A 21,755-nucleotide genomic window follows, 5' to 3' on the forward strand; every position below is an offset into this window, starting at 1 on the left:
CCCCAAGGCGAACTGACCTCCCCCCTGCGCCGCTTCGCGGCTTCCCCCCAGGGGGACCACACCTGCGGCCCGGCGAAGCCGGTTCCGCGGTGTGCGCTGGAAAGTCAGGCGAACGTGTCTGGTACAACCCTGCGATGCAGGAGATGACGATGACAAGTTTCACCAAGGTGGTGCTCTACACCGGCACCGACGGACGGACCGCATTCCGAGAGGAGTCGGTTGAACTCAGCGAAGGCACGCCAGCGGCGTGCCTTTCGCCGTTGATGCCCTCCGGCGGCTACCAGCTGCGCCAGAGCCCGATCGGTTTTCGCAGCCAGTTCCACTGCACCGGCGCACCGCAGTGGCTGTTCGTGCTGCAAGGGCAGATGGAGATCGGGCTGCAGGACGGCAGCTCACGCATCTTCGGCCCGGGCGATCACTTCTATTCCGCCGACACCCTGCCCGAGGGCGTGACCTTCGACCCGGCGGTGCACGGCCACTGGAGCCGCCAGGTCGGCGACCAGCCGCTGGTGACGCTGTTCGTGCGCGGCTGACCCTGCCTCCAGAGGGGTTCCGGGCTTGCGCGCGCGGGCGACCGAATCGACACTGAGTCCGGAACCTTCACCATGGTCACGGTCGAATTTGCTCCCGCCCTGCGCCGCCACGTGGACTGCGAGCCCCAGCAGGTGCCGCCGGGCACGCTGCGCGATGCGTTGGAGCAGGCCCTGCAGGCCGCGCCGACGCTGGCGGCCTATGTGTTCGACGACCAGCGCGCCGTGCGCAAACACGTGGCCGTGTTCGTCAACCGCGAACTGGTGGCCGACCGCGTCCGGCTGGACCGGGCGTTGCTGGCCGGTGACCGGGTGCTGGTGGTGCAGGCGCTGAGCGGCGGTTGAATCGCTGTGGGCACAACCCAAGGAGACAACGATGGCGACGATGCTGGTGGCAAGCCGCAAGGGCCTCTTCGTGTGGGAGGGGGAGGGCACCGCCTGGCGCATTGCGGCGCTGCACTTCCCTGGCGAGCCGGTCACCAGCGTGCTGGCCGATCCGCGTGACGGCCACTGGTACGCCGCGCTGCGCCTGGGCCACTTTGGCGTCAAGCTGCATCACAGCGCGGACCGCGGGCGTTCGTGGACCGAGGTGGCTGCCCCGGCCTTTCCGCCCAAGCCGGCCGAAGGACCGATGGCCGATGACGCCACGCCTTGGAGCGTGGACCTGATCTGGTCGATGGCGGCCGGCGGTGCCGACGAGCCCGGGGTGCTCTGGGCGGGCTGCCTGCCGGCGGGCCTTTTCCGTTCGGACGACCATGGCGCCAGCTGGGCGCTGAACCGGCCGCTGTGGGAGCAGCCCGGCCGCCGCGAATGGTTCGGCGGCGGCTACGACCATGCGGGCATCCACTCCATCGTGGTCGACCCGCGCGATGCCCGCAACCTGACGCTGGGCATCTCCTGTGGCGGGGTCTGGCAGACCCGCGATGCCGGCGCCAGCTGGTCGCTCACCGCCCAGGGCATGACCGCCGACTACCTGCCGGCCGAGAGCGCGGACGACGGCAACACCCAGGACCCGCACGCCCTGGTGCAGTGCCGCACCCAGCCCGACGCGCTGTGGGTGCAGCACCACTGCGGCATCTACCGCTCCACCGACGGCGGGGCCCTGTGGCAGGCGATCCCGGCTCCTGCGCCCTCGGGTTTCGGCTTTGCGGTGGCCTGCGACCCGGCCAACCCGCAACGGGCCTGGTTCGTGCCGGCGCAGGCCGATGTCTGCCGCATCCCGGTGGATGGGCGTTTGGTGGTGCTGCGCACCGACGACGGTGGCCAGAGCTTCCAGGCCTTCGGCGATGGGCTGCCGCAGTCCCACGCATACCACCTGGTCTACCGGCACGCGCTGGACGTGGACGCCACGGGCCGGGTGCTGGCCATGGGCTCGACCACGGGCGGGCTCTGGGTCAGCGCCGACGCGGGCGAGCACTGGCAAGAGCTTTCGCGCGACCTGCCGCCGCTTTCGACGGTCCGGTTCGTCTAGACCGGCGCGTCCGGCAGCTTCAGCCGCAGCAGCGCGCGCACGAAGCCGTGGTCGCTGCGGCTGCGGTCGCGGCCTTCGTGCAGGTGGTCGTTGAACACCTCCACCCGGCGCACGTCGCCGATGGCCGCGCGGCTGGTGGCGACGAGTTCCTCGCTCACCAGCACCTGGTCCAGCACCTCGGGGTAGCCCTGGTGGATGTGTGAATACGCCACGTCGCGCCGCAGCGCGGCCTCGCCCTGCACGTCCCAGGCGCTGAAAAGGGCGTTGTCGCGCGCGCCCTTGTCGTAGGCCACCTGCGAGGTGGCGGCGATCAGCTGGGTGGTCACGCTGTGCGGCCCGTCGTTGAAATCGCCCATCACGATCAGCGGGAGCCGCGTGCGGTGCAGCAGCTCCACCACCTTCAGCCGCAGCGCCAGCGCCTCGCCCGCGCGCATGAGCAGCGAACGCAGCGAGCCCAGCGCCTGTACGGTCGGGTCTTCGGTGTCTTCCAGGGTCTTGCCGCTGGCGTCCTGCAGGTACTTGGGGCGCTTGGACTTGAGGTGTGCTGTGATCACGCCGATCTCCTGCCCGTGTTTCATGCGCAGTGTGGCCAGCAGGGGCGGGCGCTCGAAGCGGGTGTGTGGCCCCAGGCCAGGCACCTGCACCACGGCCGCCGCGGGGAAATCGGCGATGGACTGCATCGACTCGACCTTCAGCCGCGTCACCAGGCCCACGCGCGGGGTGCCCTGGGCGCCGTGTTGTCCGGGGCCGTTTTCGGCGCCGGGCACGGCCACAGTGCTGTATTGCAGGCCGCTCCGGGCAATGGCGGCGCGCAGGGCCACCTCGTCCCAGACCTCCTGCACCGCCAGCACGTCGGCGTTGAGCACACGGAAGCGCTCGCCCAGCCAGTCGGCCTTGCGCTCGAACTCGTTCTGGCTGTACGGGTCCTGGCCGTCATAGAAGTGGCGGCCTGGCTGCGCCAGGTTCAGTACGTTGGCGCTGGCGACGGTCAGCGTGGCCCAGCGGGATTGCGGCGGGAGGGTGTTGGCCATGGCTGCGACTGTATATATAGAGTAAGGGTGCGCAGCAGGTCGCTGCCTGCGTCAGGGGGCTCGTTGCCCGGCGCGGGCCGCGGCCAGCGGCAGTTGCACGCGCACCGTCAGCCCTCCGCCGGGGGTGTCGGCCAGTTCCAGCTTGCCGCCGTGCAGGGCGGCGATCTCCCCGACGATGGACAGGCCCAGACCGCTGCCCTTGCCGTCGCCGGGCGAGAGCCGGACGAACCGTTCCAGCACCCGCGCCCGGTCCTCGGGTGCGATGCCGGTGCCGTTGTCGCTGACTTCCAGCACAGCGTTCTCGCCGGCGACGTGCAAGCCCACGTCGATGCGCACCGATCCCGGGTTGTGGGTCAGCGCATTGCCGATCAGGTTGTCCACCAGGGTGCGCAGCGCGTGGGGGTCGCCCACCAGGGACACCGGTTCGGCGCTCACCAGTCCCAGGTCGCTGCCTTGCTGTTCGGCGCGCGCCGAAAAGCCGGCGACGGCCTCGCGCAGGAGATCGTCCAGCCGCAGCGTCTGCTGCTGGGATGTCTGTGCGTCGGGCTCCAGGCGTGCGAGCTGGAGCAGCTGGAAGGCGAGCCGGGAGGCCCGTTCAATGCCCGCGTCCAGCTGGTCCAGCGCACCCTCCCATTCGCCCGGTTTGGAGCGCCGGACCAGCTGCGCCTGCAGCTTGACCACCGCCAGCGGGGTGTTGAGCTCGTGCGCGGCGTCGGCCAGGAAGCGGCGCTGGTGGTTCAGCATGTGCTCGATGCGGGCGAGCAGCTGGTTGAGCGTGTCGGCCAGTGGCGCCACTTCGGCGGGCAGGCCGGAGGTGTCGATGGGCTGCAGGCCTTCCGGGTTGCTGCGCGCGATGTCGCTGCGCAGCTGTTCGAGCGGCAGCAGCACCCGGTCGACGCCCGTGCTGGTGAGCACCGCCAGCACCAGCACCAGCAGCACCAGCGGAATCATCAGCCATGGGGTGAGCGAATAGAAGTGCTGGCGCCGGATCTTGGTGGTGACCGCGACCTGGACGATGCGCCGGTCGTGCGGCTGCGTGTACACGCGCCAGCTTTCGCCCTCCCAGGTGACGATGTTGTGCCCCGGACGCTGCAGGGGCGGGCCGACATCGGCCAGCGAGGAATAGACCAGCTGGCCCGAGTGGTCCCAGATCTGGCTGACGAACTGGTCGAGGTCGTCGTCGGCCAGTGCGCTCGAGGGCAGCGGTGCCGAGGGCTGTGCGGGAGCGGCCTCGTCGTGTCGCACCACCGTCTGGGCGATCTGCTCCAGGCCCATGTCGCGCACATTGTTGAAGCCGCTCCAGGTCAGCCGCGCGGTCAGGAAGCCGACCACCAGGGTGGTGATCAGCACCGAGGAGATCAGCCAGATCAGCAGCTGTGAGCGGATCGAGCGCAGTTTCAAGGCAGCTGCACCAGCTTGTAGCCCACGCCGCGCACATTGACGATCCAGGGCTCACCGAGCTTGCGGCGCAGGTGGTGCAGGTGCACCTCCACGGCATTGCTGGAGATGTCTTCGCTCCAGCCGTACAGCTGCTTCTCCAGCTGCTCGACCGAGAGCACCACCCCCGGCTGACGGGCGAAGGTCGCCAGCAGGTCGAACTCGCGCTGCGACAGCGACAGGTGCTTGCCCGACAGCAGCGCCTCGCGCTCGGCGGGCCACACCTCCAGGCGCCCCAGCTGGAGGTGGGCGGTGACGCGCCCGCCCTGTCGACGCGCCAGCGCATGGATGCGCGCGCACAGTTCGTCCAGGTCGAAGGGTTTGGTCAGGTAGTCGTCGGCGCCCTGGTTGAGTCCGGCCACGCGGTCGGGCACGGCGTCGCGCGCGGTCACCAGCATCACCGGTGTGGTCTGGCCCTCGTTGCGCATCCAGCGCAGGATCTGCAGCCCATCGGGCTTCGGCAGGCCGATGTCCAGCAGCACCACGTCGTAGCTGCGGCGGCCCAGGGCGTCGACGACCTGGTCCCCCGTCTTGGCCCAGTCCACCTGGAACCCGGCCAGATCCAGCCCTTTTTCCATGCTGGACCCCAGCATCACGTCGTCTTCGGCAAGCAGCAGCTTCATGGTATGGACCTCTTATGGCGCAATGGTACCGACGAAAAAAAGGCGGGCATGTGCCCGCCTTGCTGCCGCCTGGTGGCCACGAGGCCGGGATCAGCGGATGCGGCCGTAGCTGGTGCGCAACGGGTCGGCGCCGCCGCCGTTGCCACCGCGCTGTCCACCACCACCGCCCTTGTTCTTGTTGCGGTTGCCGGTGCGCATCGAATCGATGCTGGTGCGCAGCGGATCGGGCTGGCCACCCGGTGCCGCGGCGCGGGCGCGCGGCTCGCGGATGCGCAGGCTGCCCAGGTGGGCGTTGGGGCCGGGCTGGCGCTCGGGGCGGTCTTCCCCTTCGTTGCGGTCCTCGCGCGGCGCGCGCGGCGGGCGCTCCTGGTTCTGGCGGGGCTGAGCGTTGTGGTTGGGATTGCCGTTGGCATTGGCCTGGCGCGGTTGCCCGTTGCCGCCACTGCCGCCACGGCGGTTGCGGTTGCGGCGCCGGCCTTCGCCCTGGCCTTCGGCAGGGGGCTGGCCTTCACCGGATTCGGCGCGCTGGCGCGGCTGGCCTCCGCCGTTGTTGTTGCTGCGCCCGCTGTTGCCGCCCTCGGCCTTCTTTTCGCGGATGCGGGTCATCATTTCCTGGCGTGCGGCCTTGGCGGCGGCGGCCATCACGTCGCGGCTGGGCGGCTTGCCGGCGCCGCCCCAGATGGTCTGGCGACCCATGGCGATGGGCTCGGCCTTCTCACCCGGCTCGGGCATGAACTCCTGGAAGATCTCGACCGGAATCTGCTGCTTGGTGAAGCGCTCGATGTCCATCATGAAGCCTTCTTCGTCCAGGCTCACGAGGTTGACGGCTTCGCCGCTCTTGCCCGCGCGGCCGGTGCGGCCGATGCGGTGCACATAGTCTTCGCTGACGTTGGGGATCTCGTAGTTGACGACGTGCGGCAGCTCGTCGATGTCGATGCCGCGGGCCGCGATGTCGGTGGCCACCAGGGCGCGGATCTCGCCGCTCTTGAAGTCGGCCAGTGCCTGGGTGCGGGCGCCCTGGCTCTTGTTGCCATGCAGCGCCATGGCCTTGATGCCGTTCTTGGTCAGGTAGTCGGCCACGTTGTTGGCGCCGAACTTGGTGCGGGTGAAGACCAGCACCTGGCTCCAGTTGTGCTGGTTGATGATGTGCACCAGCAGCGCCTTCTTCTTGCCGCGGCCCACGGGGTGGATCACCTGGGTGATGCGCTGCACCGTGGTGTTGCGCGGGGTCACCTGGATGCTCTGCGGGTCCTTGAGCAGGTTGTTGGCCAGGTCGCGGATCTCGTCGCTGAAGGTGGCCGAGAACAGCAGGCTCTGCTTGCTCTGGGGCAGCAGGGCCAGCACCTTCTTGACGTCGTGGATGAAGCCCATGTCCAGCATGCGGTCGGCTTCGTCGAGCACCAGGATCTGCACCTGCGAGAGGTCCAGGAAGCCCTGCTGCTGCAGGTCCAGCAGGCGGCCGGGGGTGGCCACCAGGATGTCCACGCCCTTTTTCATGGCGTTGATCTGCGGGTTCATGCCGACGCCGCCAAAGACCACCGTGGAGGTCAGCGACAGGTGCTTGCCGTAGACGCGCACGGACTCCTCCACCTGGGCGGCCAGTTCGCGGGTCGGCGTGAGCACCAGGGCGCGGATGGCGTTGCCGCCGAAGCGGTTCTTGCCGCGCTCGCCCTGCGAAAGGCGCTGCAGCATCGGCAGGGTGAAGGCAGCGGTCTTGCCGGTGCCGGTCTGGGCGCCACCGAGCAGGTCGCGGCCGGCCAGGACAGCCGGGATGGCTTCAACCTGGATGGGAGTGGGGGTCTCGTAACCGTGCTCGCGCACAGCTTGCACGATGGCCGGAGCCAGGTTCAGATCTTCGAATTTCATCAATGAGAGGCGCCCGTCCAGGGCGCTGGGGGCATCTGCCTGTGCGGTTGCCGAAGCAACTGTTCAGTTGAAGGCAGACGGGGTCTACAAAGCGGGTGGCAGGACCAGGAACTGGGAGCCGACCCTCCGGCGGGGTTGCCGGTGTTGCGGGCCACTGATGCGACGCAACGGGTCGTATTGTCGCACGTCTTGCCCAGCGACCGTCTGGAGATTTGCGGGAGCCGCTTGTCTGCGCCTGTCTCCATAATGTCGATCCGCTCTCACGCCGGCCCCGGCTGGGACGATTCCACCCTCCACGAGAAGCCATGGATTCGCACAAGTTGATCCGGTCCGGTGTGGCCAATGACGCGGGAAAGCTGCGCCCGACACTCCAGCACTGCCTGGAGGCGGCACTGTCGATCGCCGACTCCATGATCGACGAGCTGCTGGCGCAGCTGGAGGCGGTGGCCGACCCGGACCGCCTGGCCAACCTGCCGATGGAGCTGGAGCATGTGGATGTGGGCCAGATCGACCGCTGGATCCACGAGGCCGACGCCATCAAGCGCACGTGGTCGCAGCAGCTGCGCCAGGTTTTCTACCACGGTGAGGTCCAGGACCCCGAGCTGCACGCCACGGTGCGTTTTGACGACCTGCGGCTGCTGGACGACCGGCAGCTGGACGCCAGCATCGAGTTCGCCATCGCCGAGCAGGCGCTGACCAAGTCCACGCAGGAGCTGCTGCCGCGCCTGAACGCCCTGGTGAGCAACCTCATGGGCTGGCTCACGGTGCAGCCCGATCTGAACCCGCTGCGGCCCTCGGCCTACGCCCGCGCGCTGCGCGCCGTGATGGTCCAGCACGTGCCCGATCCGCACCAGCGCACGGCGCTGTTCGTGCCGGTGGCCGGCATCATGGGCGAGAGCCTGCGACAGGTGTACCGAGAGCTGATCCAGTGGCTGATGGCGCACGGTGTCGAGCCGCTGGAGAGCGCTGCCCAGTCGCTGCAGGCCGACAAGGCGCCGCGCAACGCCGTGGGGCGCACCCTGCTGACGCTGAGCCGTCTGCGCCAGCTGCTGGCCGGGGACCTGAACGGCGAGCAGGAAGGCGGGCCGATCTTCCTGCACACGGTGCCGGCGTCGATGTCGGCGCTGGAGGACATGGACCTCATCGAGCCCCTGATGCAGCGCCTGCGCCAGCGGCCGGCCCGGGCTTCCGGCCAGGCGCCTGCCGCCGAGCTGCCGGTGGTCTCGGGCCATCAGCTGGGCCGGCTGCTGGGCCAGGAGGTGGTCCGGCTCATGCTGGACAACCTGACGCAGGACGAGCGCCTGCTGCCGGCCATTCGCCAGCAGATCGGGCTGCTCGAGGCCTCGCTGACCCGGCTCTCGCAGGCCGACCCCCGCTTCTTCAGCGACCGCCAGCACCCCGCACGCCAGCTGCTGGAGAGCATCACCCAGCGCAGCCTGGGCTACCAGAGCCAGAGCGAGGACGGCTTCAGCGACCTGCTGCGCTCGGTGACCGCCGCGGTCCGTTCGCTGCAACGCGTCGATGCCAGCGAGGAGACCTTCTCCCGTCTGCTCAAACGCCTGCGCCGCCGCTGGGAAGAGGACGACGCGCGCAAGAACCAGCGCCGGGCCGAAGCGGCGCGTGCGCTGCTGCATGCCGAGCAGCGGCAGGTGCTGGCCGAACGGCTGGCGGCCGAATTCCAGCAGCGCATGCAGGACAAGGACGTGCCGGAGTTCGTGCAGCGCTTTCTCACCGGTCCCTGGGCCCAGGTGCTGGCCGAGGCGCAGCTTGAAGGCAGCCTGCCGGGCAACGAGGGCGATTCGCTGGACGTGGTCGCCGACGACCTGATCTGGAGCGTGCAGCCGGCCCTGATCCGGCGCGACACCGACCGCCTGGCGCGGCTGGTGCCCCGCCTGCTCGGCCAGATGCGCCAGGGGCTGCAGCGCATTGCCTACCCCGCCGAACTCACTGGCCAGTTCTTCGACGCGCTGGTGACGGTGCATGAAAAGGCTTTCGACGTGCCGACGCTGACCGATGCGCCCGGGGCCGAGCCGGAGGCCGACACCCTCGACGATCCGATCACCCTGGGCATGTCGGTCGAGGAGGTGCCCATCGACGACTCGTTCTGGATTGCGGGCAAGGAGGCCGAAGACGCCGGTTTTGTGGAGGCCGAGACCGGCCCCATGCCGCTCGACGGCCTGAACGTCGTCGAAATGGACCTGGCGCCCGGCGCCTGGGTCGACCTCCAGGTGCAGGGCGAGTGGCTGCGGGCCCAGCTGACCTGGACCAGCCCGCGCGGGGGCCTGTTCATGTTCATCTCCGCCAACGGCCTGGCCCATTCCATGACCCGGCGCACGCTGGAAAAGCTGCTGGGCAAGGACGCGCTGCGCATCATTTCCCGCGGCGGGGTGGTCGAGGGTGCGCTGGACGCGGTGGCCCAGCAGGCCTTGCGCAATGCGCACGGGGCCGATCCGGCCGCCAGCCTCTGAGGCTGCGACCCCCACAGGTTCGTCACTTGACCACCACCACCTTCGGCTACGACCCGGCACAGGACCGCATCTGGATGCGGGTGCACGACCAGGACATCACGCTCTGGCTGACCCGGCGCATGGTGCGCAGCATCCTGGGACCCATGCTCAAGGTGTTCGAGGAATCCACCCCCGGGCAGCAGGGCGGCGCGGCACCGAGGGCGCGGGCGTCGATTGAGCACCAGCTGTCGCTGCACGAGGCCGCGCCGGGCCAGCGACCGGCGCAGATCCGGGCGGGGCGCGAACAACCCGGCCAGGAAGCGATCCGCAGCGGCGCCTGTGCACCCGGATCACCAGCCAGGCCACGCCCCAGGGTGTCACACTGAACTTCGACACCGGTGCCGGCCCGCTGGTGCTGCGGCTCAGCCGCAAGGGCATGCACCTGTGGTACCGGGGGCTGGCCCTGGTGCTCCAGCAGACGCACTGGAACCTGCCCGAGCTGATGCCGGAGTGGCTGCAGGAGCCCATGACCCCCGCTGCCGTGCGGGATCTGCTGGAGCGCCCGCTGCCGCCCGACCTCGACGAGCCGGCCTCCGGGCGATAATCCCCGGTTTCCCCTTTGCCCCTTCCGGTGCGTTCCGCCGGACGTGCGCGACTCCACCAGCGATCTCACCAGCGAGCTCATCAGCCATGGCCCAGTACGTCTTTTCCATGAACCGTGTCACCAAGACCGTGCCGCCCAAGCGGCAGATCTTGAAGGACGTTTCCATCAGCTTCTTCCCCGGCGCCAAGATTGGCGTGCTCGGTCTGAACGGCTCGGGCAAGTCCACGCTGCTCAAGATCATGGCCGGCATCGACAAGGAGATCGAGGGCGAAGCCATCGCCATGCCGGGCATCCAGATCGGCTACCTGCCGCAGGAACCGCAGCTCAACCCCGAGCAGACCGTGCGCCAGGCGGTGGAAGAGGGCATCGGTGGTGCGCTCAAGGCCAAGGCCCGCCTCGATGAGGTGTACGCCGCCTATGCGGAACCCGACGCCGACTTTGACGCCCTGGCCGCCGAACAGGCCGAGCTCGAAGCCATCATCGCCGCCAGCGGTTCGGAAAACTCCGACCTGCAGCTGGAACTGGCCGCCGACGCGCTGAACCTGCCGCCCTGGGACGCCACCATCAAGAACCTCTCCGGTGGTGAAAAGCGCCGCGTGGCCCTGTGCCGCCTGCTGCTCTCGCGCCCCGACATGCTGCTGCTCGACGAACCGACCAACCACTTGGACGCCGAGTCGGTCGAGTGGCTGGAGCACTTCCTGCAGCGCTTCCCCGGCACCGTGGTGGCCATCACCCACGACCGCTATTTCCTGGACAACGCCGCCGAGTGGATTCTCGAACTCGACCGCGGCCACGGCATTCCCTGGAAGGGCAACTACTCCGACTGGCTGGACCAGAAGGAACGCCGCCTGGAGACCGAGCAGAAGTCCGAAGACGCCCGCATGAAGGCGATGAAGGAAGAACTCAAGTGGGTGCGCTCCAACGCCAAGGGCCGCCAGGCCAAGAGCAAGGCGCGCCTGGCCCGCTTCGAGGAACTGAGCGACGTCGAATACCAGAAGCGCAACGAAACCAACGAGATCTTCATCCCGGTGGCCGAGCGCCTGGGCAACCAGGTCATCGAGTTCAAAGGCGTGAGCAAGTCCTTCGGCGACCGCCTGCTGATCGACAACCTGAGCTTCTCGGTCCCCCCCGGCGCCATCGTCGGCATCATCGGCCCCAACGGCGCCGGCAAGTCGACGCTGTTCCGCATGATCCAGGGGGTGGAAACGCCGGATTCGGGCACGGTCGAGATCGGCCAGACCGCCAAGCTGGCCTTCGTGGACCAGAGCCGCGAGAGCCTGGACGGCAGCAAAACCGTGTGGGAAGACGTCTCGGGCGGGCTGGACAACATCACCGTCGGCAAGTTCGTCATGCCCTCGCGCGCCTACATCGGCCGCTTCAACTTCAAGGGCAACGACCAGCAGAAGCTGGTGGGCAACCTGTCCGGCGGTGAGCGCGGCCGCCTGCACCTGGCCAAGACCCTGGCCCAGGGCGGCAACGTGCTGATGCTCGACGAACCCTCGAACGACCTCGACGTCGAAACCCTGCGCGCGCTGGAAGAGGCGCTGCTGGAATTCGCCGGCTCGGCCATGGTCATCTCGCACGACCGCTGGTTCCTCGACCGCATCTGCACCCACATCCTGGCCTGCGAAGGCAACTCGCAGTGGTACTTCTTCGACGGCAACTTCACCGAGTACGAAGCCGACAAGAAGAAGCGCCTGGGTGAAGAGGGTGCCCGTCCGAAGCGCACCCGCTTCAAATCCATCTGATCGAACGCCCCCCGCGCCGTGCCTGCGGCGCGTCACCCCCCACTGGGGGCAGTGCCTGCGGCCCGGCAAAGCCGGTTCCGCGGCACTCTCGACCAACTTCCCTTCTTTCGTTGCACCATGGAACTTTCTGACGACACCGTCCTGGCCGACACCCGCCGCTGGATCGAGAAGGCGGTGATCGGGCTGAACCTGTGCCCTTTCGCGCGTTCGGTGTACGTGAAGAACCAGGTGCGCATCGTGGTCAGCCGCGCGCGGCACCTGGACGCGTTCCTGGACGAACTCGACCGCGAACTGGACCTGCTGGTGAACACGCCGGCCGACGAGATCGACACCACGCTGCTGGTGCACCCCACGCTGTTCCCGGATTTCGAGGTCTTCAACGACTTCATGAACGTGGTGGACGACGTGGTGGCCGAGCACGAGCTCGAAGGTGTGGTCCAGGTGGCGAACTTCCACCCCGAATACCTGTTCGAGGGCGAGGCCGCAGACGATGCGAGCCACTTCACCAACCGCGCACCCTATCCCACGCTGCACCTGCTGCGCGAGGACAGCGTGGAGCGGGCTGTGGAATCGGACGGCGGCGACGCCGAGAAGATCGTGGAGCGCAACATCGCCACGCTGCGCGCGCTGGGTGCCGAGGGCTGGAAAGCGCTGTTGTCAAAGCCCTGAACTGAGCGAAATTCCAGGGCTGATCCGGGCTTTGTCGCCCGGAGGGGTTGCCCACAATCCTCGGTCATGAGGTCCCGACCGAACGATCTGTGCTCCACCCGATGAACGCCCGCACCTACACCCCTTTTGACAGCTGCCTGAAGGCCGCGCTGGTCCTGTCCGGCGAGTGGATTCCGCGCTGGCTGGACCTGCTGCAGGCCGCTCTGGTGCACCGGGAGGCGACTGGTGCCACACGCGAGAAGCACGGCTTCGGCCATGCGCGCTCGGTGCTGATGGACTGCCGCGACCGGCTCGCAGCCGGTCTGGTGACGGCGTTTGCCGATGCGGTTCACGCCGACGTGGCGCGCGACAGCGGCTCACCTACTACCACCCCCCGCAAGCCGAGGGCCGCACTCAGCCTGGACGATCTGACACTGATGGACCACCACGAGGTGCAGGCCTCGGTGGAGCTGGCCCGGCTGCAGCAGGTGGTCAAGATGGCGGTGGAGGACGAGCTGATCGCCCTGAGCGCCCTGCTCAGTGCCGCGCGCGGCCTGCGCACCGTGCGCGCCGAGGCCAACCCACTGCGGCCCGATGTGGTCATCGACACCCTGATGGCGGTGCTGGCGAGATTGCGCATCGACGAGACGGCCCGGCTGCACTGGCTGCATGCGGGCGCGGTGTCCCTGGGACAGGAACTGGGCCGGTTTTACGCCGCGCTGGTGCGGCACCTTGAGGCGGACGGTGTGCAGCCGGCCGGCTATGTGGTGGTGCCCACGGTGCTGCCGGCGCGCCCGGTCCGCGCGGCTGTGGCCGGTCAGGGCGAAGACCACCCGTCCGAAGCGGATGCCGACGGCGCACCGCTGGTGCTGACGCTGGACCACCTGCACCGCTTGCTGGTGGGCAACCTCGCCCAGGGCGGTGCCGGCGTGTCCGACCATGGTGCATCGGGCTCGGGCAATGCGCTGGTGCGGACGCTGGCGGCCGAGGTGGTGACGCTGATGCTGCGTGCGATCGCCGAAGACCGGCGGCTGCTGGAACCCGTGCGGGACATGGTGATGCAGCTCAAGCCCGCGCTGCTGCACCTGGCCAAGACCGATCCGCGTTTCTTTGCCGACCGGGACAATCCGGCCCGCCGGCTGCTGGACGCGATCACCGCGCGCAGCCTGGCCTACATCCACGAACAGGACACCGGGTTCGGCGACTTCGCCGGGCAGGTGCTGCACACGGTGCAGTCGTTGCAGACGCCGTCGGCCGACCTGCCCGAGCGCGTGGTCGCCTGCATGCAGCGCATGGAGTCCCTGGGGCTGACCGACCAGGGGCCGGCCATGCAGACCCTGGTGCGCGTCGAGCAGCGGCACCTGCTGGCCGAGCGCGTGGCGCGGGAGATCCGGGCACGGGACGACTTCGCCCGCGCGCCCGCCCTGGTCAAGCGCTTCCTGTGTGGCCCCTGGGCGCAGGCGGTGGCCCATGCCCGCCTGTCGGCCGACATCCTGGGGGAGCTGGCGGCGCAATCCGATCTGATGGAAGCGCGCGATGCGCCGTCGGATCGCTACATGGACATCCTCACCGACCTGCTCTGGTCCTGCCAGCTTGCGCAGGCCAGCCAGAACCGGCCGCGCCTGGTGCGCGTGGTGCCGGTGGTGCTGCGCACACTGCGGGAAGGGCTGGACGCCATCGACTTCCCCCGCCCGCAGGCCGAATCGTTCTTCCAGGCCCTGATGGGCCTGCACGAGGCGGCCTACAAGTCGCACCGCAGCGATGAGCTGCTGAAAGCCAGCCTGCGCCGCCAGGAGGAACCGGTGGCCGTGGTGGAACCCTGGCTGCAGGGCCACGAGGCCCGGGAGTCGGGGTTCATCGACACCCAGCTGATGGCACCAGAGTTCGTGGACACCGAGCCGATGACCTGCCAGCAGCCGCTGAGCAGCGGGGACACGCTGGCGGTGGGCGCCTGGATTGAATTGCAGTACCCGGACCGGGTGCAGCGCTGCCAGCTGCGCTGGGCCAGTCCGCACCGCACGCTGTTCCTGTTCGCCACCGCCGAAGGCCAGTCGGTGTCGCTCACCCGTCAAGGCATGGACCGTCTGGAGGCCAGCGGTCAGCTGCGGGTGGTGGCCGAACACGGCGTGGTGGACGAAGCCCTTGCGGCGGTCGCCCGCCTGGCCTGGATCAACTCGGGCAAGCTGACCTGAGGCGCCTGCCCACCCTGGGGCTTCAGCCCTTGCGCAGCAGCTTCTTGCGCACCAGCCCGATGTTGCTGCGCAGGGCGTAGAGCTCGTCGGTGTACGACAGCGGCACCACCACCTGCTCCACACGGGCCTCCAGCCGGTCCAGCTGCTCGATCAGCTCGTCCACCGGCGCCGGGGTGTCACCGGGTTCGGTGAACCGCTGCTCGATGCTGCGCAGCTCCGCGTACCAGCGGAACACGCGCGAGCGGATGCGGAAGGTGTAGAGCGGTGGCACCACGCGCGAGAGCGGGAGCGCCAGCGCCAGGATCAGGCCCATGGCCAGCCACATGCGCTCGACCAGGTTGGCCAGCCAGAACGGCAGGTAGCGCTGCAGGAAGGGCGGGCCGTTCCTGATGGCGCGCACGGCTTCGGGCGAGATCGGCACCTCGCTGTGCTCCAGGCTGGGGTACTCGCGCGCCCGGTTGAACCAGCTGCCGCCGCTGTGCAGGCCGGTGGCCGTCTGCGCGAACAGCTGCAGGATGGCAGGGTGGGTCTTGGCGCCGGCCAGCAGGCTGGTGGTCGAGGCCACCAAGTGCATGTCGGTGTCGGGGATGTTCTTGGACAGGTCCACCACGCCCTGGGGCATGACCACCGGCGTGAGGTAGCCGAAGCGGCGCGAGTAGGCCTCGCTCTGGGAAAAGTTGAGCAGGCGCACGCCGGGCGACTGCAGCAGCATCTGCACCATCAGCGACTCGGGGGCGGAGGCGAACACGATGGCGTCGATCTGGCCGTCCAGAAAAGCCACCGTGGCGGGGGTCTGTTCCAACTCGCTGAGCTGCAGCTGCTGTCGGTCGATGCGGTTGACGTCCAGCAGGGTGGAGAACAGGCGGGGCACGCCGCTGCCGGGGGTGCCGACATTGACGCGCCAGCCCACCAGGTCGCCCAGCGACTGGATGGTCGGGCTCTGCCTGAGCCGCAGCGCCGAGTCTTCGCGGTAGAACAGCCAGAGCGGTTCGACAAACAGGCTGCCCAACGAGGTGATGGCCTCTTCGTCGTCGTAGCCGATGTCGGCGCTGCCGCCCTGCACGAAGCCCAGGTCGGCCTGGCCGTTGCGCAGCAGTTCGAGGTTGGCCGAGGAGCCCTGGGAGGGCAGCAGCTCGACGGTGATGCCGTAGCGCGCCAGGGCCTGGGCGTAGCGCTTGCCGAACTCGTCGTAGGCGCTTTGCGCCGGGCCGGTGGCCAGCACCACGCGTTTGGGCGGGTTCGGGTCGAGCCACCAGTAGGTCAGTGCCAGCAGCAGCAGCGTCAGCAGCGCAAAGGGCCCGATCGACGCCAGCAGATCGCGCAGCGACAGCAGGGTGTAGCGGATGTTGTGGGGCATCGCGCTACCTTAGCACGGGAGGCATGGCCTCCCGTGACGGTCAGCGCGACACGCTGTTCAGGCGGAACACCTTCACCGATTCCTGCATCACGTTGGCCTGTCCTTTGAGCGAGGACGCCGCCGCCGCCAGCTCCTCGACCATGGCCGAGTTCTGCTGCGTGACCGAGTCAAGCTGGCCGATGGCCTGGTTGATCTGCGCCAGGCCCATGGTCTGTTCCTGTGCGGCGCTGGTGATCTCTCCGATCAGGGTATTGACCTGTTGCACCGCTTCGACCACATGGCCCATCGTGCTGCCGGCGTTGTTGACCAGCTCGCTGCCGCGCCGCACCTGGCCGGTGGAGTCGTCGATCAGCTGCTTGATTTCCTTGGCCGCTTCGGAGGTGCGCTGGGCCAGGCTGCGCACCTCGCCGGCGACGACGGCAAAGCCGCGCCCCTGTTCGCCTGCCCGGGCCGCCTCCACGGCGGCGTTCAAGGCCAGGATGTTGGTCTGGAAGGAGATGCCTTCGATGACCTGGATGATCTCGCCGATGCGGCTGGACGAGCGGCTGATGTCGCCCATGGTCTGGACCACGGCGCCCATGGCCTCGTTGCCCTGGCGGGCCACGTGGGTGGCTTTGCCGGCCAGAGCCGCAGCCTCCCGGGCCGAATTGGCGCTGTTTTCGACCGTGCTGGTGAGCTCTTCCATCGACGCAGCCGTCTCCTCCAGGCTGCTGGCCTGCGATTCGGTGCGCGCCGACAGGTCCTGGTTGCCGCTGGCGATTTCGCCAGAGGCCACCTGCACACCCTCGACCTCGTGGCGCACGTCGGTGACCACCGCCATCAGGTTCACATTGAGCTGGTTGAGCGCCCGGATCAGCTCGCCGATTTCGTCGGTCCGGTTCGACTCCAGCCGTGCCGACAGGTCGCCGGCCGCCATCCGGTTGGCAAACCCCAGCACCTCTCCGACCGGGGCCACCAGCATGCGCTTCATGAGCGCGGCGGCCGCCAGCGACACCACAGCGGTTGCGGCGAACGCGGCCATGTGAGCCCATTCCGGCGCACCTTCGGTGGCGCTTTCCATGAACTGGACGCCGAACGCCAGTCCCAGGGTGATCAGCGCGAGCTTGCGGCCCAGGGTGGGGCGTGTCCAGTCGCGCAGCTTGCCTCGCCAGCCGTTGCGCACCAGATGGCCCCGGCGCAGCGCCAGGCTTCGCTGCCCTGATTCGGCTTCGGCGCGCATGCGGGCGTACAGCGACTCCGCCGCCTCGACCTGCTCGCGGGTGGGCTTGGTGCGCACCGACATGTAACCCGTGACCTGGCCGTTTTCCAGCATGGGCGTGGCGTTGGCCATCACCCAGTAGTGGTCGCCGTTCTTGCGCCGGTTCTTGACCAGTGCGCTCCATGGCGAGCCGCTCTGCAGCGTGGCCCACATGTCGCGGAAGGCCTCGGCCGGCATGTCGGGGTGCCGCACCAGGTTGTGCGGCTGGCCGATCAGCTCTTCCCGGCTGTACCCGCTGACCGAGACGAAGTTCGGGTTGCAGTAGGTGATGCGGCTGGTCAGATCGGTGGTGGACACCAGCGTGACGCCATCCGGGATGACGAACTCTTGCTGGGTGACGGGCAGATTGGTGCGCATATGAGGGATCCTTTTTTGGAGTTCGCTCAATGACTTTCGTCACCGGCTCATCCGACTTGAGGCCGTCTGTCTCAAATTGAGACCTTTGGGCCGCTCTAGTCTAGGAACCCCCCAGAGTGTGCAAAGGGCCGAGCAGCGCCAGCAAAAACCCGCTGTTCTGGGGGCTCAGCGCCGGGGCTCGATGTCAGAGGCCACGTAGGCGCCGTTGACCTTTTCTGCCCGGAAGCGCACCTGGTCACCCGCCTTGAGCGGGGGCAGGGTGGCCGGGTTCTTGACCTGAAACACCATGGTCATGGCCGGCATGTCCAGGCTCGGTATGTCGCCGTGCTTGAGCGTGATCTTGCCGGCCGCCGTATCGACCTTGCGGACTTCGGCGTCGACCAGTGGCAGCGGGTCGGCGGCGACCGCCAGCGTGGCGAACAAGCTGGTGGATGCGATGAGGGTGCGCAGAAAGTGGGTCATGGGTGGCTCCGGGGCTCAGGTGCGGAAATAGGATTTGTAGACGCGGCTGCTGCCGTCGCGCTGGACCAGGACCACGTCGTAGGGGTCCTTGCGGCCGCCGTACTCGGGGCCGTCCATGCCGGGGCTGCCAATGGGCATGCCCGGCACGGACAGGCCCAGGGCCTGGGCCTTCTCGGCCAGCAGGCGACGGATCTCGGGGGCGTTCACATGCCCCTCGATCACGTAGCCGCCGATCAGCGCGGTGTGGCAGGAGGCGAACTTCTGCGGCATGCCCAGGCGCTGGCGCACCGCGGTGTTGCCGGTCTCGAAGACCTGGACCTGGAAGCCGTCGCGCTGCAGGTAGGCGATCCAGTCCTTGCAGCAGCCGCAGTTCGGGTCTTTCCAGACCTGCATCACGGGCAGGGCGTCGGTCTTGGTGGCGGGTGCCGCGGCGCGGGCCGCGAGCGTAGTGGCGCCGAGCAAGGCGGTGGCGCCGAGAAGGAGGGAACGTCGTTGCATGGTGTGCTCTATATAGGGAAGGGGGTCAGGATTTCGGGCTGACGCGGATGGTGCCGCGCATGCCGGCCTCGAAGTGGCCGGCGATCAGGCAGGCGAACTCGAAGTCGCCCGGGCGGTTGAAGGTCCAGGTGATCTCGCCGCGCTGGCCCGCGTTCACGTGGGCCATGTAGGGCTCGTCGTGTTCCATGCCGGGGTGCTTCTTCATCAGTTCGGCGTGGGCCTGCAGTTCCTCGCGCGTGCCGACCACCAGTTCATGCAGCAGCTTTCCGCGGTTGGTGATGCGCAGGCGCACCGTCTCGCCCTCGCGCACGTCGAGGTGCGCGGGCGTGAAGCGCATCTTGTCGTCCATGCGGATCTCAATGGTGCGCGTGGCCTCGGTCGGGGCGGCGGCGATGCCCCAGGGCTTCTGTTCGCGCACGACTTCGCGCGGACCGCCGGCATGGATGTCGCCATGGGCGCGCACGGTGGCTGGGAACAGGGCCGGGGCGGCGAGCAGGGCGAGTGTCTGCAGCAGCCGGCGTCGGTGGAAGGGAAAAGGGGTCATGGTGTCGTTGCGGTTCAGTGGTTGTGGTGGCCCGCCGGTTTGCGGGCGGACGCGGCGGCCGGGGTCTGGGGATCGGCAGCGCTGCCTGGGGCGCGCGACGTGGCGGCCGGCGTTGACACCTCGCGCGCCTGGGTGCCGGGTGGCATGGCGTACCAGCCCGGGTCGCTGTGGTCGCCGGGCTTCTGGTCGGCGCGCACCTTGAGGGTGGTGAACATGCCACCCATCTCGATCGGGCCGTAGGGGCCGGTGCCGGTCATCATGGGGACGGTGTTCTCGGGCAGCTCCATCTGCATCTCGCCCATGTCGGCCATGCCGCGCTCGCCCATGAGCATGTAGTCCGGCGTGTGGCGCTGGATCTTCTGCACCAGGCCGCGGTGGTCCGCGCCGATCATGGTCGGCACGCCGTGGCCCATGGCGCCCATGGTGTGGTGGCTCTTGTGGCAGTGCATAGCCCAGTCGCCGGGTTCGTCGGCGATGAACTCGATCTGCCGCATCTGGCCCACGCCGATGTCGGTGGTCACCTCGGGCCAGCGCGCGGTCTTGGGCACCGGGCCGCCGTCGGTGCCGGTCACCTCGAACTCGATGCCGTGGATGTGGATCGGGTGGTTGGTCATGGTCAGGTTGCCGATGCGCACCCGCACCCGGTCGCCCAGGCGCGCCACCAGCGGGCTGATGCCCGGGAAGACGCGGCTGTTCCAGGCCCAGATGTTCTGCTCCAGCATGGTGTTGACCTGCGGCGTGCGGCTGCCGGGCTCGACATCGAAGGCGTTGAGCAGGAAGCAGACGTCGCGCTGCACCTCGTTGATGAGCGGGTGTCTGCCTTTCGGGTGTGTGACCCAGAAGCCCATCATGCCCATGGCCATCTGCACCATCTCGTCGGCGTGCGGGTGGTACATGAAGGTGCCGGGCCGGCGCGCCTCGAACTCGTAGACGAAGGTCTTGCCGGGCGGGATCTGGGGCTGCGTCAGCCCGCCCACGCCGTCCATGCCGGCGGGCAGGCGCTGGCCGTGCCAGTGCACCGCAGTGTGCTCGGGCAGGCGGTTGGTCACGTACAGCCGCACCCTGTCTCCCTCGACCACCTCGATGGTCGGGCCCGGGCTCTGGCCGTTGTAGCCCCACATGTTGACCAGGAAGCCGGGCGCCATCTCGCGCACCACGGGTTCGGCCACCAGGTGGAACTCCTTGACGCCGTTGTTCATGCGCCAGGGCAGGGTCCAGCCGTTGAGCGTGAGCACCGGGCTGTAGGGACGGCCGGCGCCGGTCACGCCGGGCGGCGTCCAGGGCGGGGCGGTGTCGGCCGAGGTCTGCTGCACGGCCTCGGGAATGGCGGCGAGGGCGGCGCGGCCCACGCTGGCGGCGGCCAGTGCGGTGGCGGCGCCGGTGAAGAAGTGGCGTCGTTGCATCTCAGTGGTCCTTGGAAGCGGTGCCGGCCGTGGCCGACGGGGCATCGGTGGCGGTGGCGCGGTAGGGGCCGCCGGCCAGCAGCAGCTGCCAGTCGAGCCAGGCGGTCCAGTAGGCGTGGCGGGCCTGGGCGGCGGCGCTGGCGGCCGCCAGGCGCTCGCGCGTGGCGTCGAGCAGTTCCCAGGTGCTCTGCAGCATGCCGTTGTAGCGCAGCAGGGTTTCCTGCTCCTGCGCGGTCACCAGCGGCAGCATCAGCGTACCCGTCTGCCGGGCCAGCGCATGCTGGTCCTGCAGCCGGCCCCTGGCCTCGCGCGCCTGAGAGCGGCGTTCCGTCTCGGCGCGGGCCAGGGCGGCCTGGGCCTCGGCGGCTTCGCCCAGGGCGTGCTCGCGTGTGAGGCGGGTGTCGGTGATCACCGGCGCGCGCTCGGGCAGGCCGTCGGACGGCAGGGCAGCCATGGCGTCTTCACGGGCACGGGCCAGGCGCTCCAGCAGGCCGTTTGGCAGGGCGCCGACCTGGCGCCCGGTGTGGAGCCTCTGCTGGGCCAGCGCCGCGTCGGTCGCGAGCACCCGGGCGGCGATGGCGTCCATGTCCGGTGTGTCCAGGGTCTCGGGCGGTTCTGGCAGTTCGGCTGGCAACTGCTGCGCCAGCGCCGCAACCTCGACGGCACTGGCCAGCCCCAGCGCGCGCGCCAGGCGCTCACGCGCGCTGCGTTCGGCCTGCCGCGCCTGCACCAGGGCCAGACCCTCGCGCGCCTGCGTCACCTGTTCGCGCAGCAGCCGGGCCTGGCTCCAGTTGCCCGCCTGCACCATGCGTCGGCCCAGCTCGGCGCCGCTGTCGGCCACCTCGCTGCGCGCCTGCTGCAGCGCCAGCACCTGGGCGGCCAGCACCGCGTCCTGCCAGGCCTGGCGCACCTGGGTGATCTGGGCCAGAAGGGCCTGGTGCCGCTCGCGCGCCTGCACCGGGTTGGCGGGTGCGGCGCCGAACAGCTCGGGCCGCAGCCGCAGGGCGCGGCGCACCGCTTCGTCGGCGCTCAGCGCCGGTCCGGGGCGCGCCGGCGTGGCCGCTGGTGGCAGATTGCGCAGCTCCCACTTCAGCAGGTCGATGTGCCCGCGGGGGAACTCGCCCACGCGCTCATTGGCTTCGCGCCACTGTTGCCGTGCTTCGCTCAGAGCCGGGTTGTCCGGCGGGGTCAGTGTCTGTGTCTGCGCCCACGCCGGCCACCACGGCACGGCGAGCGCAACAACGGCGGGCCAGGCCCGCTTCATTGCATTCATGGAAAT

The 21,755-nt window shown here is 69.1% G+C and carries 20 protein-coding genes; 9 read left to right on the forward strand and 11 right to left on the reverse strand.

Annotated elements, in window-relative coordinates; genetic code table 11:
- Positions 1–149: 149 nt before the first annotated feature.
- The 3 genes from HFL01S_RS20585 (at position 150) to HFL01S_RS20595 (ending at position 2,001) form a co-directional block, all read left to right on the forward strand.
- Positions 150–533 (forward strand): cupin domain-containing protein, encoded by a 384-nt coding sequence (locus HFL01S_RS20585; protein ID WP_066262249.1) that lies wholly within the window; start codon positions 150–152, stop codon positions 531–533.
- A gap of 72 nt (positions 534–605) precedes the next feature.
- A complete protein-coding gene (locus HFL01S_RS20590; protein WP_066262118.1) occupies positions 606–875 on the forward strand; it encodes a MoaD/ThiS family protein in 270 nt (89 codons plus the stop codon).
- 31 nt (positions 876–906) lie between these two features.
- Positions 907–2,001, forward strand: coding sequence for a WD40/YVTN/BNR-like repeat-containing protein (locus HFL01S_RS20595; protein ID WP_066262120.1), 1,095 nt, complete (start codon positions 907–909; stop codon positions 1,999–2,001).
- Here the strand turns inward: HFL01S_RS20595 and HFL01S_RS20600 are convergent.
- The 4 genes from HFL01S_RS20600 to HFL01S_RS20615 form a co-directional block, all read right to left on the reverse strand.
- Positions 1,998–3,032, reverse strand: a complete 1,035-nt coding sequence (locus HFL01S_RS20600) for an endonuclease/exonuclease/phosphatase family protein (protein ID WP_066262122.1) — start codon at positions 3,030–3,032, stop codon at positions 1,998–2,000. The two genes, HFL01S_RS20595 and HFL01S_RS20600, sit on opposite strands and share 4 nt — an antisense overlap.
- A gap of 51 nt (positions 3,033–3,083) precedes the next feature.
- Positions 3,084–4,433 (reverse strand): sensor histidine kinase, encoded by a 1,350-nt coding sequence (locus HFL01S_RS20605; RefSeq protein ID WP_066262124.1) that lies wholly within the window; start codon positions 4,431–4,433, stop codon positions 3,084–3,086.
- The gene (locus tag HFL01S_RS20610) at positions 4,430–5,092 is read right to left on the reverse strand and encodes a response regulator transcription factor (protein WP_066262127.1); all 663 of its coding nucleotides are present in this window, start codon (positions 5,090–5,092) and stop codon (positions 4,430–4,432) included. Before HFL01S_RS20610 ends, HFL01S_RS20605 begins: the two co-directional genes overlap by 4 nt.
- Positions 5,093–5,182: 90 nt before the next feature.
- Complete coding sequence (locus HFL01S_RS20615) at positions 5,183–6,958, reverse strand: DEAD/DEAH box helicase (protein ID WP_066262133.1); 1,776 nt, start codon at positions 6,956–6,958, stop codon at positions 5,183–5,185.
- Positions 6,959–7,263: 305 nt separating this feature from the next.
- Between HFL01S_RS20615 and HFL01S_RS20620 the strand changes: the two genes are divergently transcribed.
- The 6 genes from HFL01S_RS20620 (at position 7,264) to HFL01S_RS20645 (ending at position 14,597) form a co-directional block, all read left to right on the forward strand.
- The gene (locus HFL01S_RS20620; protein WP_066262135.1) at positions 7,264–9,426 is read left to right on the forward strand and encodes a DUF1631 family protein; all 2,163 of its coding nucleotides are present in this window, start codon (positions 7,264–7,266) and stop codon (positions 9,424–9,426) included.
- Positions 9,427–9,452: 26 nt separating this feature from the next.
- Positions 9,453–9,791, forward strand: a complete 339-nt coding sequence (locus tag HFL01S_RS20625; RefSeq protein ID WP_066262137.1) for a hypothetical protein — start codon at positions 9,453–9,455, stop codon at positions 9,789–9,791.
- 50 nt (positions 9,792–9,841) lie between these two features.
- Positions 9,842–10,009, forward strand: coding sequence for a hypothetical protein (locus HFL01S_RS20630; protein ID WP_157538980.1), 168 nt, complete (start codon positions 9,842–9,844; stop codon positions 10,007–10,009).
- Between the two features lie 86 nt (positions 10,010–10,095).
- A complete protein-coding gene (gene ettA, locus HFL01S_RS20635; protein WP_066262142.1) occupies positions 10,096–11,757 on the forward strand; it encodes an energy-dependent translational throttle protein EttA in 1,662 nt (553 codons plus the stop codon).
- Positions 11,758–11,874: 117 nt separating this feature from the next.
- Positions 11,875–12,426: a DUF1415 domain-containing protein gene (locus HFL01S_RS20640; RefSeq protein WP_066262145.1), complete on the forward strand. Its 552-nt coding sequence runs from the start codon at positions 11,875–11,877 to the stop codon at positions 12,424–12,426.
- 101 nt (positions 12,427–12,527) lie between these two features.
- Positions 12,528–14,597 (forward strand): DUF1631 family protein, encoded by a 2,070-nt coding sequence (locus HFL01S_RS20645; RefSeq protein ID WP_066262152.1) that lies wholly within the window; start codon positions 12,528–12,530, stop codon positions 14,595–14,597.
- 22 nt (positions 14,598–14,619) lie between these two features.
- Here the strand turns inward: HFL01S_RS20645 and HFL01S_RS20650 are convergent, their stop codons facing one another.
- The 7 genes from HFL01S_RS20650 to HFL01S_RS20680 form a co-directional block, all read right to left on the reverse strand.
- Positions 14,620–15,954 carry a TAXI family TRAP transporter solute-binding subunit gene (locus HFL01S_RS20650; RefSeq protein ID WP_066262154.1) on the reverse strand — a complete coding sequence of 445 codons (1,335 nt, stop codon included), beginning with the start codon at positions 15,952–15,954 and terminating at the stop codon, positions 14,620–14,622.
- A 40-nt stretch (positions 15,955–15,994) separates the two neighbouring features.
- A complete protein-coding gene (locus tag HFL01S_RS20655) occupies positions 15,995–17,569 on the reverse strand; it encodes a methyl-accepting chemotaxis protein (protein ID WP_066262157.1) in 1,575 nt (524 codons plus the stop codon).
- Between the two features lie 165 nt (positions 17,570–17,734).
- Positions 17,735–18,031, reverse strand: coding sequence for a copper-binding protein (locus HFL01S_RS20660; RefSeq protein WP_066262160.1), 297 nt, complete (start codon positions 18,029–18,031; stop codon positions 17,735–17,737).
- A gap of 15 nt (positions 18,032–18,046) precedes the next feature.
- Complete coding sequence (locus HFL01S_RS20665; protein WP_066262163.1) at positions 18,047–18,529, reverse strand: DUF411 domain-containing protein; 483 nt, start codon at positions 18,527–18,529, stop codon at positions 18,047–18,049.
- Positions 18,530–18,554: 25 nt separating this feature from the next.
- The gene (locus HFL01S_RS20670) at positions 18,555–19,040 is read right to left on the reverse strand and encodes a cupredoxin domain-containing protein (protein ID WP_066262252.1); all 486 of its coding nucleotides are present in this window, start codon (positions 19,038–19,040) and stop codon (positions 18,555–18,557) included.
- 47 nt (positions 19,041–19,087) lie between these two features.
- A complete protein-coding gene (locus tag HFL01S_RS20675; RefSeq protein WP_066262165.1) occupies positions 19,088–20,476 on the reverse strand; it encodes a multicopper oxidase family protein in 1,389 nt (462 codons plus the stop codon).
- 1 nt (position 20,477) lies between these two features.
- Positions 20,478–21,749 carry a TolC family protein gene (locus HFL01S_RS20680; protein ID WP_084383531.1) on the reverse strand — a complete coding sequence of 424 codons (1,272 nt, stop codon included), beginning with the start codon at positions 21,747–21,749 and terminating at the stop codon, positions 20,478–20,480.
- Between the last annotated feature and the right edge of the window lie 6 nt (positions 21,750–21,755).

The sequence above is a fragment of the Hydrogenophaga flava NBRC 102514 genome (assembly GCF_001571145.1).
GTDB classification, from domain to species: Bacteria; Pseudomonadota; Gammaproteobacteria; order Burkholderiales; family Burkholderiaceae_C; genus Hydrogenophaga; species Hydrogenophaga flava.

Bases quoted from the DNA above. Each gene is read 5' to 3' on its own strand.
- HFL01S_RS20640 (WP_066262145.1), top strand. From the start codon at position 11,875: ATGGAACTTTCTGACGACACCGTCCTGGCCGACACCCGCCGCTGGATC.
- HFL01S_RS20650 (WP_066262154.1), bottom strand. From the start codon at position 15,954: ATGCCCCACAACATCCGCTACACCCTGCTGTCGCTGCGCGATCTGCTG.
- HFL01S_RS20610 (WP_066262127.1), bottom strand. From the start codon at position 5,092: ATGAAGCTGCTGCTTGCCGAAGACGACGTGATGCTGGGGTCCAGCATG.
- HFL01S_RS20645 (WP_066262152.1), top strand. From the start codon at position 12,528: ATGAACGCCCGCACCTACACCCCTTTTGACAGCTGCCTGAAGGCCGCG.
- HFL01S_RS20680 (WP_084383531.1), bottom strand. From the start codon at position 21,749: ATGAATGCAATGAAGCGGGCCTGGCCCGCCGTTGTTGCGCTCGCCGTG.
- HFL01S_RS20595 (WP_066262120.1), top strand. From the start codon at position 907: ATGGCGACGATGCTGGTGGCAAGCCGCAAGGGCCTCTTCGTGTGGGAG.
- HFL01S_RS20620 (WP_066262135.1), top strand. From the start codon at position 7,264: ATGGATTCGCACAAGTTGATCCGGTCCGGTGTGGCCAATGACGCGGGA.
- HFL01S_RS20585 (WP_066262249.1), top strand. From the start codon at position 150: ATGACAAGTTTCACCAAGGTGGTGCTCTACACCGGCACCGACGGACGG.
- HFL01S_RS20630 (WP_157538980.1), top strand. From the start codon at position 9,842: ATGCACCTGTGGTACCGGGGGCTGGCCCTGGTGCTCCAGCAGACGCAC.
- HFL01S_RS20590 (WP_066262118.1), top strand. From the start codon at position 606: ATGGTCACGGTCGAATTTGCTCCCGCCCTGCGCCGCCACGTGGACTGC.
- HFL01S_RS20665 (WP_066262163.1), bottom strand. From the start codon at position 18,529: ATGCAACGACGTTCCCTCCTTCTCGGCGCCACCGCCTTGCTCGGCGCC.
- ettA (WP_066262142.1), top strand. From the start codon at position 10,096: ATGGCCCAGTACGTCTTTTCCATGAACCGTGTCACCAAGACCGTGCCG.
- HFL01S_RS20615 (WP_066262133.1), bottom strand. From the start codon at position 6,958: ATGAAATTCGAAGATCTGAACCTGGCTCCGGCCATCGTGCAAGCTGTG.
- HFL01S_RS20600 (WP_066262122.1), bottom strand. From the start codon at position 3,032: ATGGCCAACACCCTCCCGCCGCAATCCCGCTGGGCCACGCTGACCGTC.
- HFL01S_RS20655 (WP_066262157.1), bottom strand. From the start codon at position 17,569: ATGCGCACCAATCTGCCCGTCACCCAGCAAGAGTTCGTCATCCCGGAT.
- HFL01S_RS20675 (WP_066262165.1), bottom strand. From the start codon at position 20,476: ATGCAACGACGCCACTTCTTCACCGGCGCCGCCACCGCACTGGCCGCC.
- HFL01S_RS20660 (WP_066262160.1), bottom strand. From the start codon at position 18,031: ATGACCCACTTTCTGCGCACCCTCATCGCATCCACCAGCTTGTTCGCC.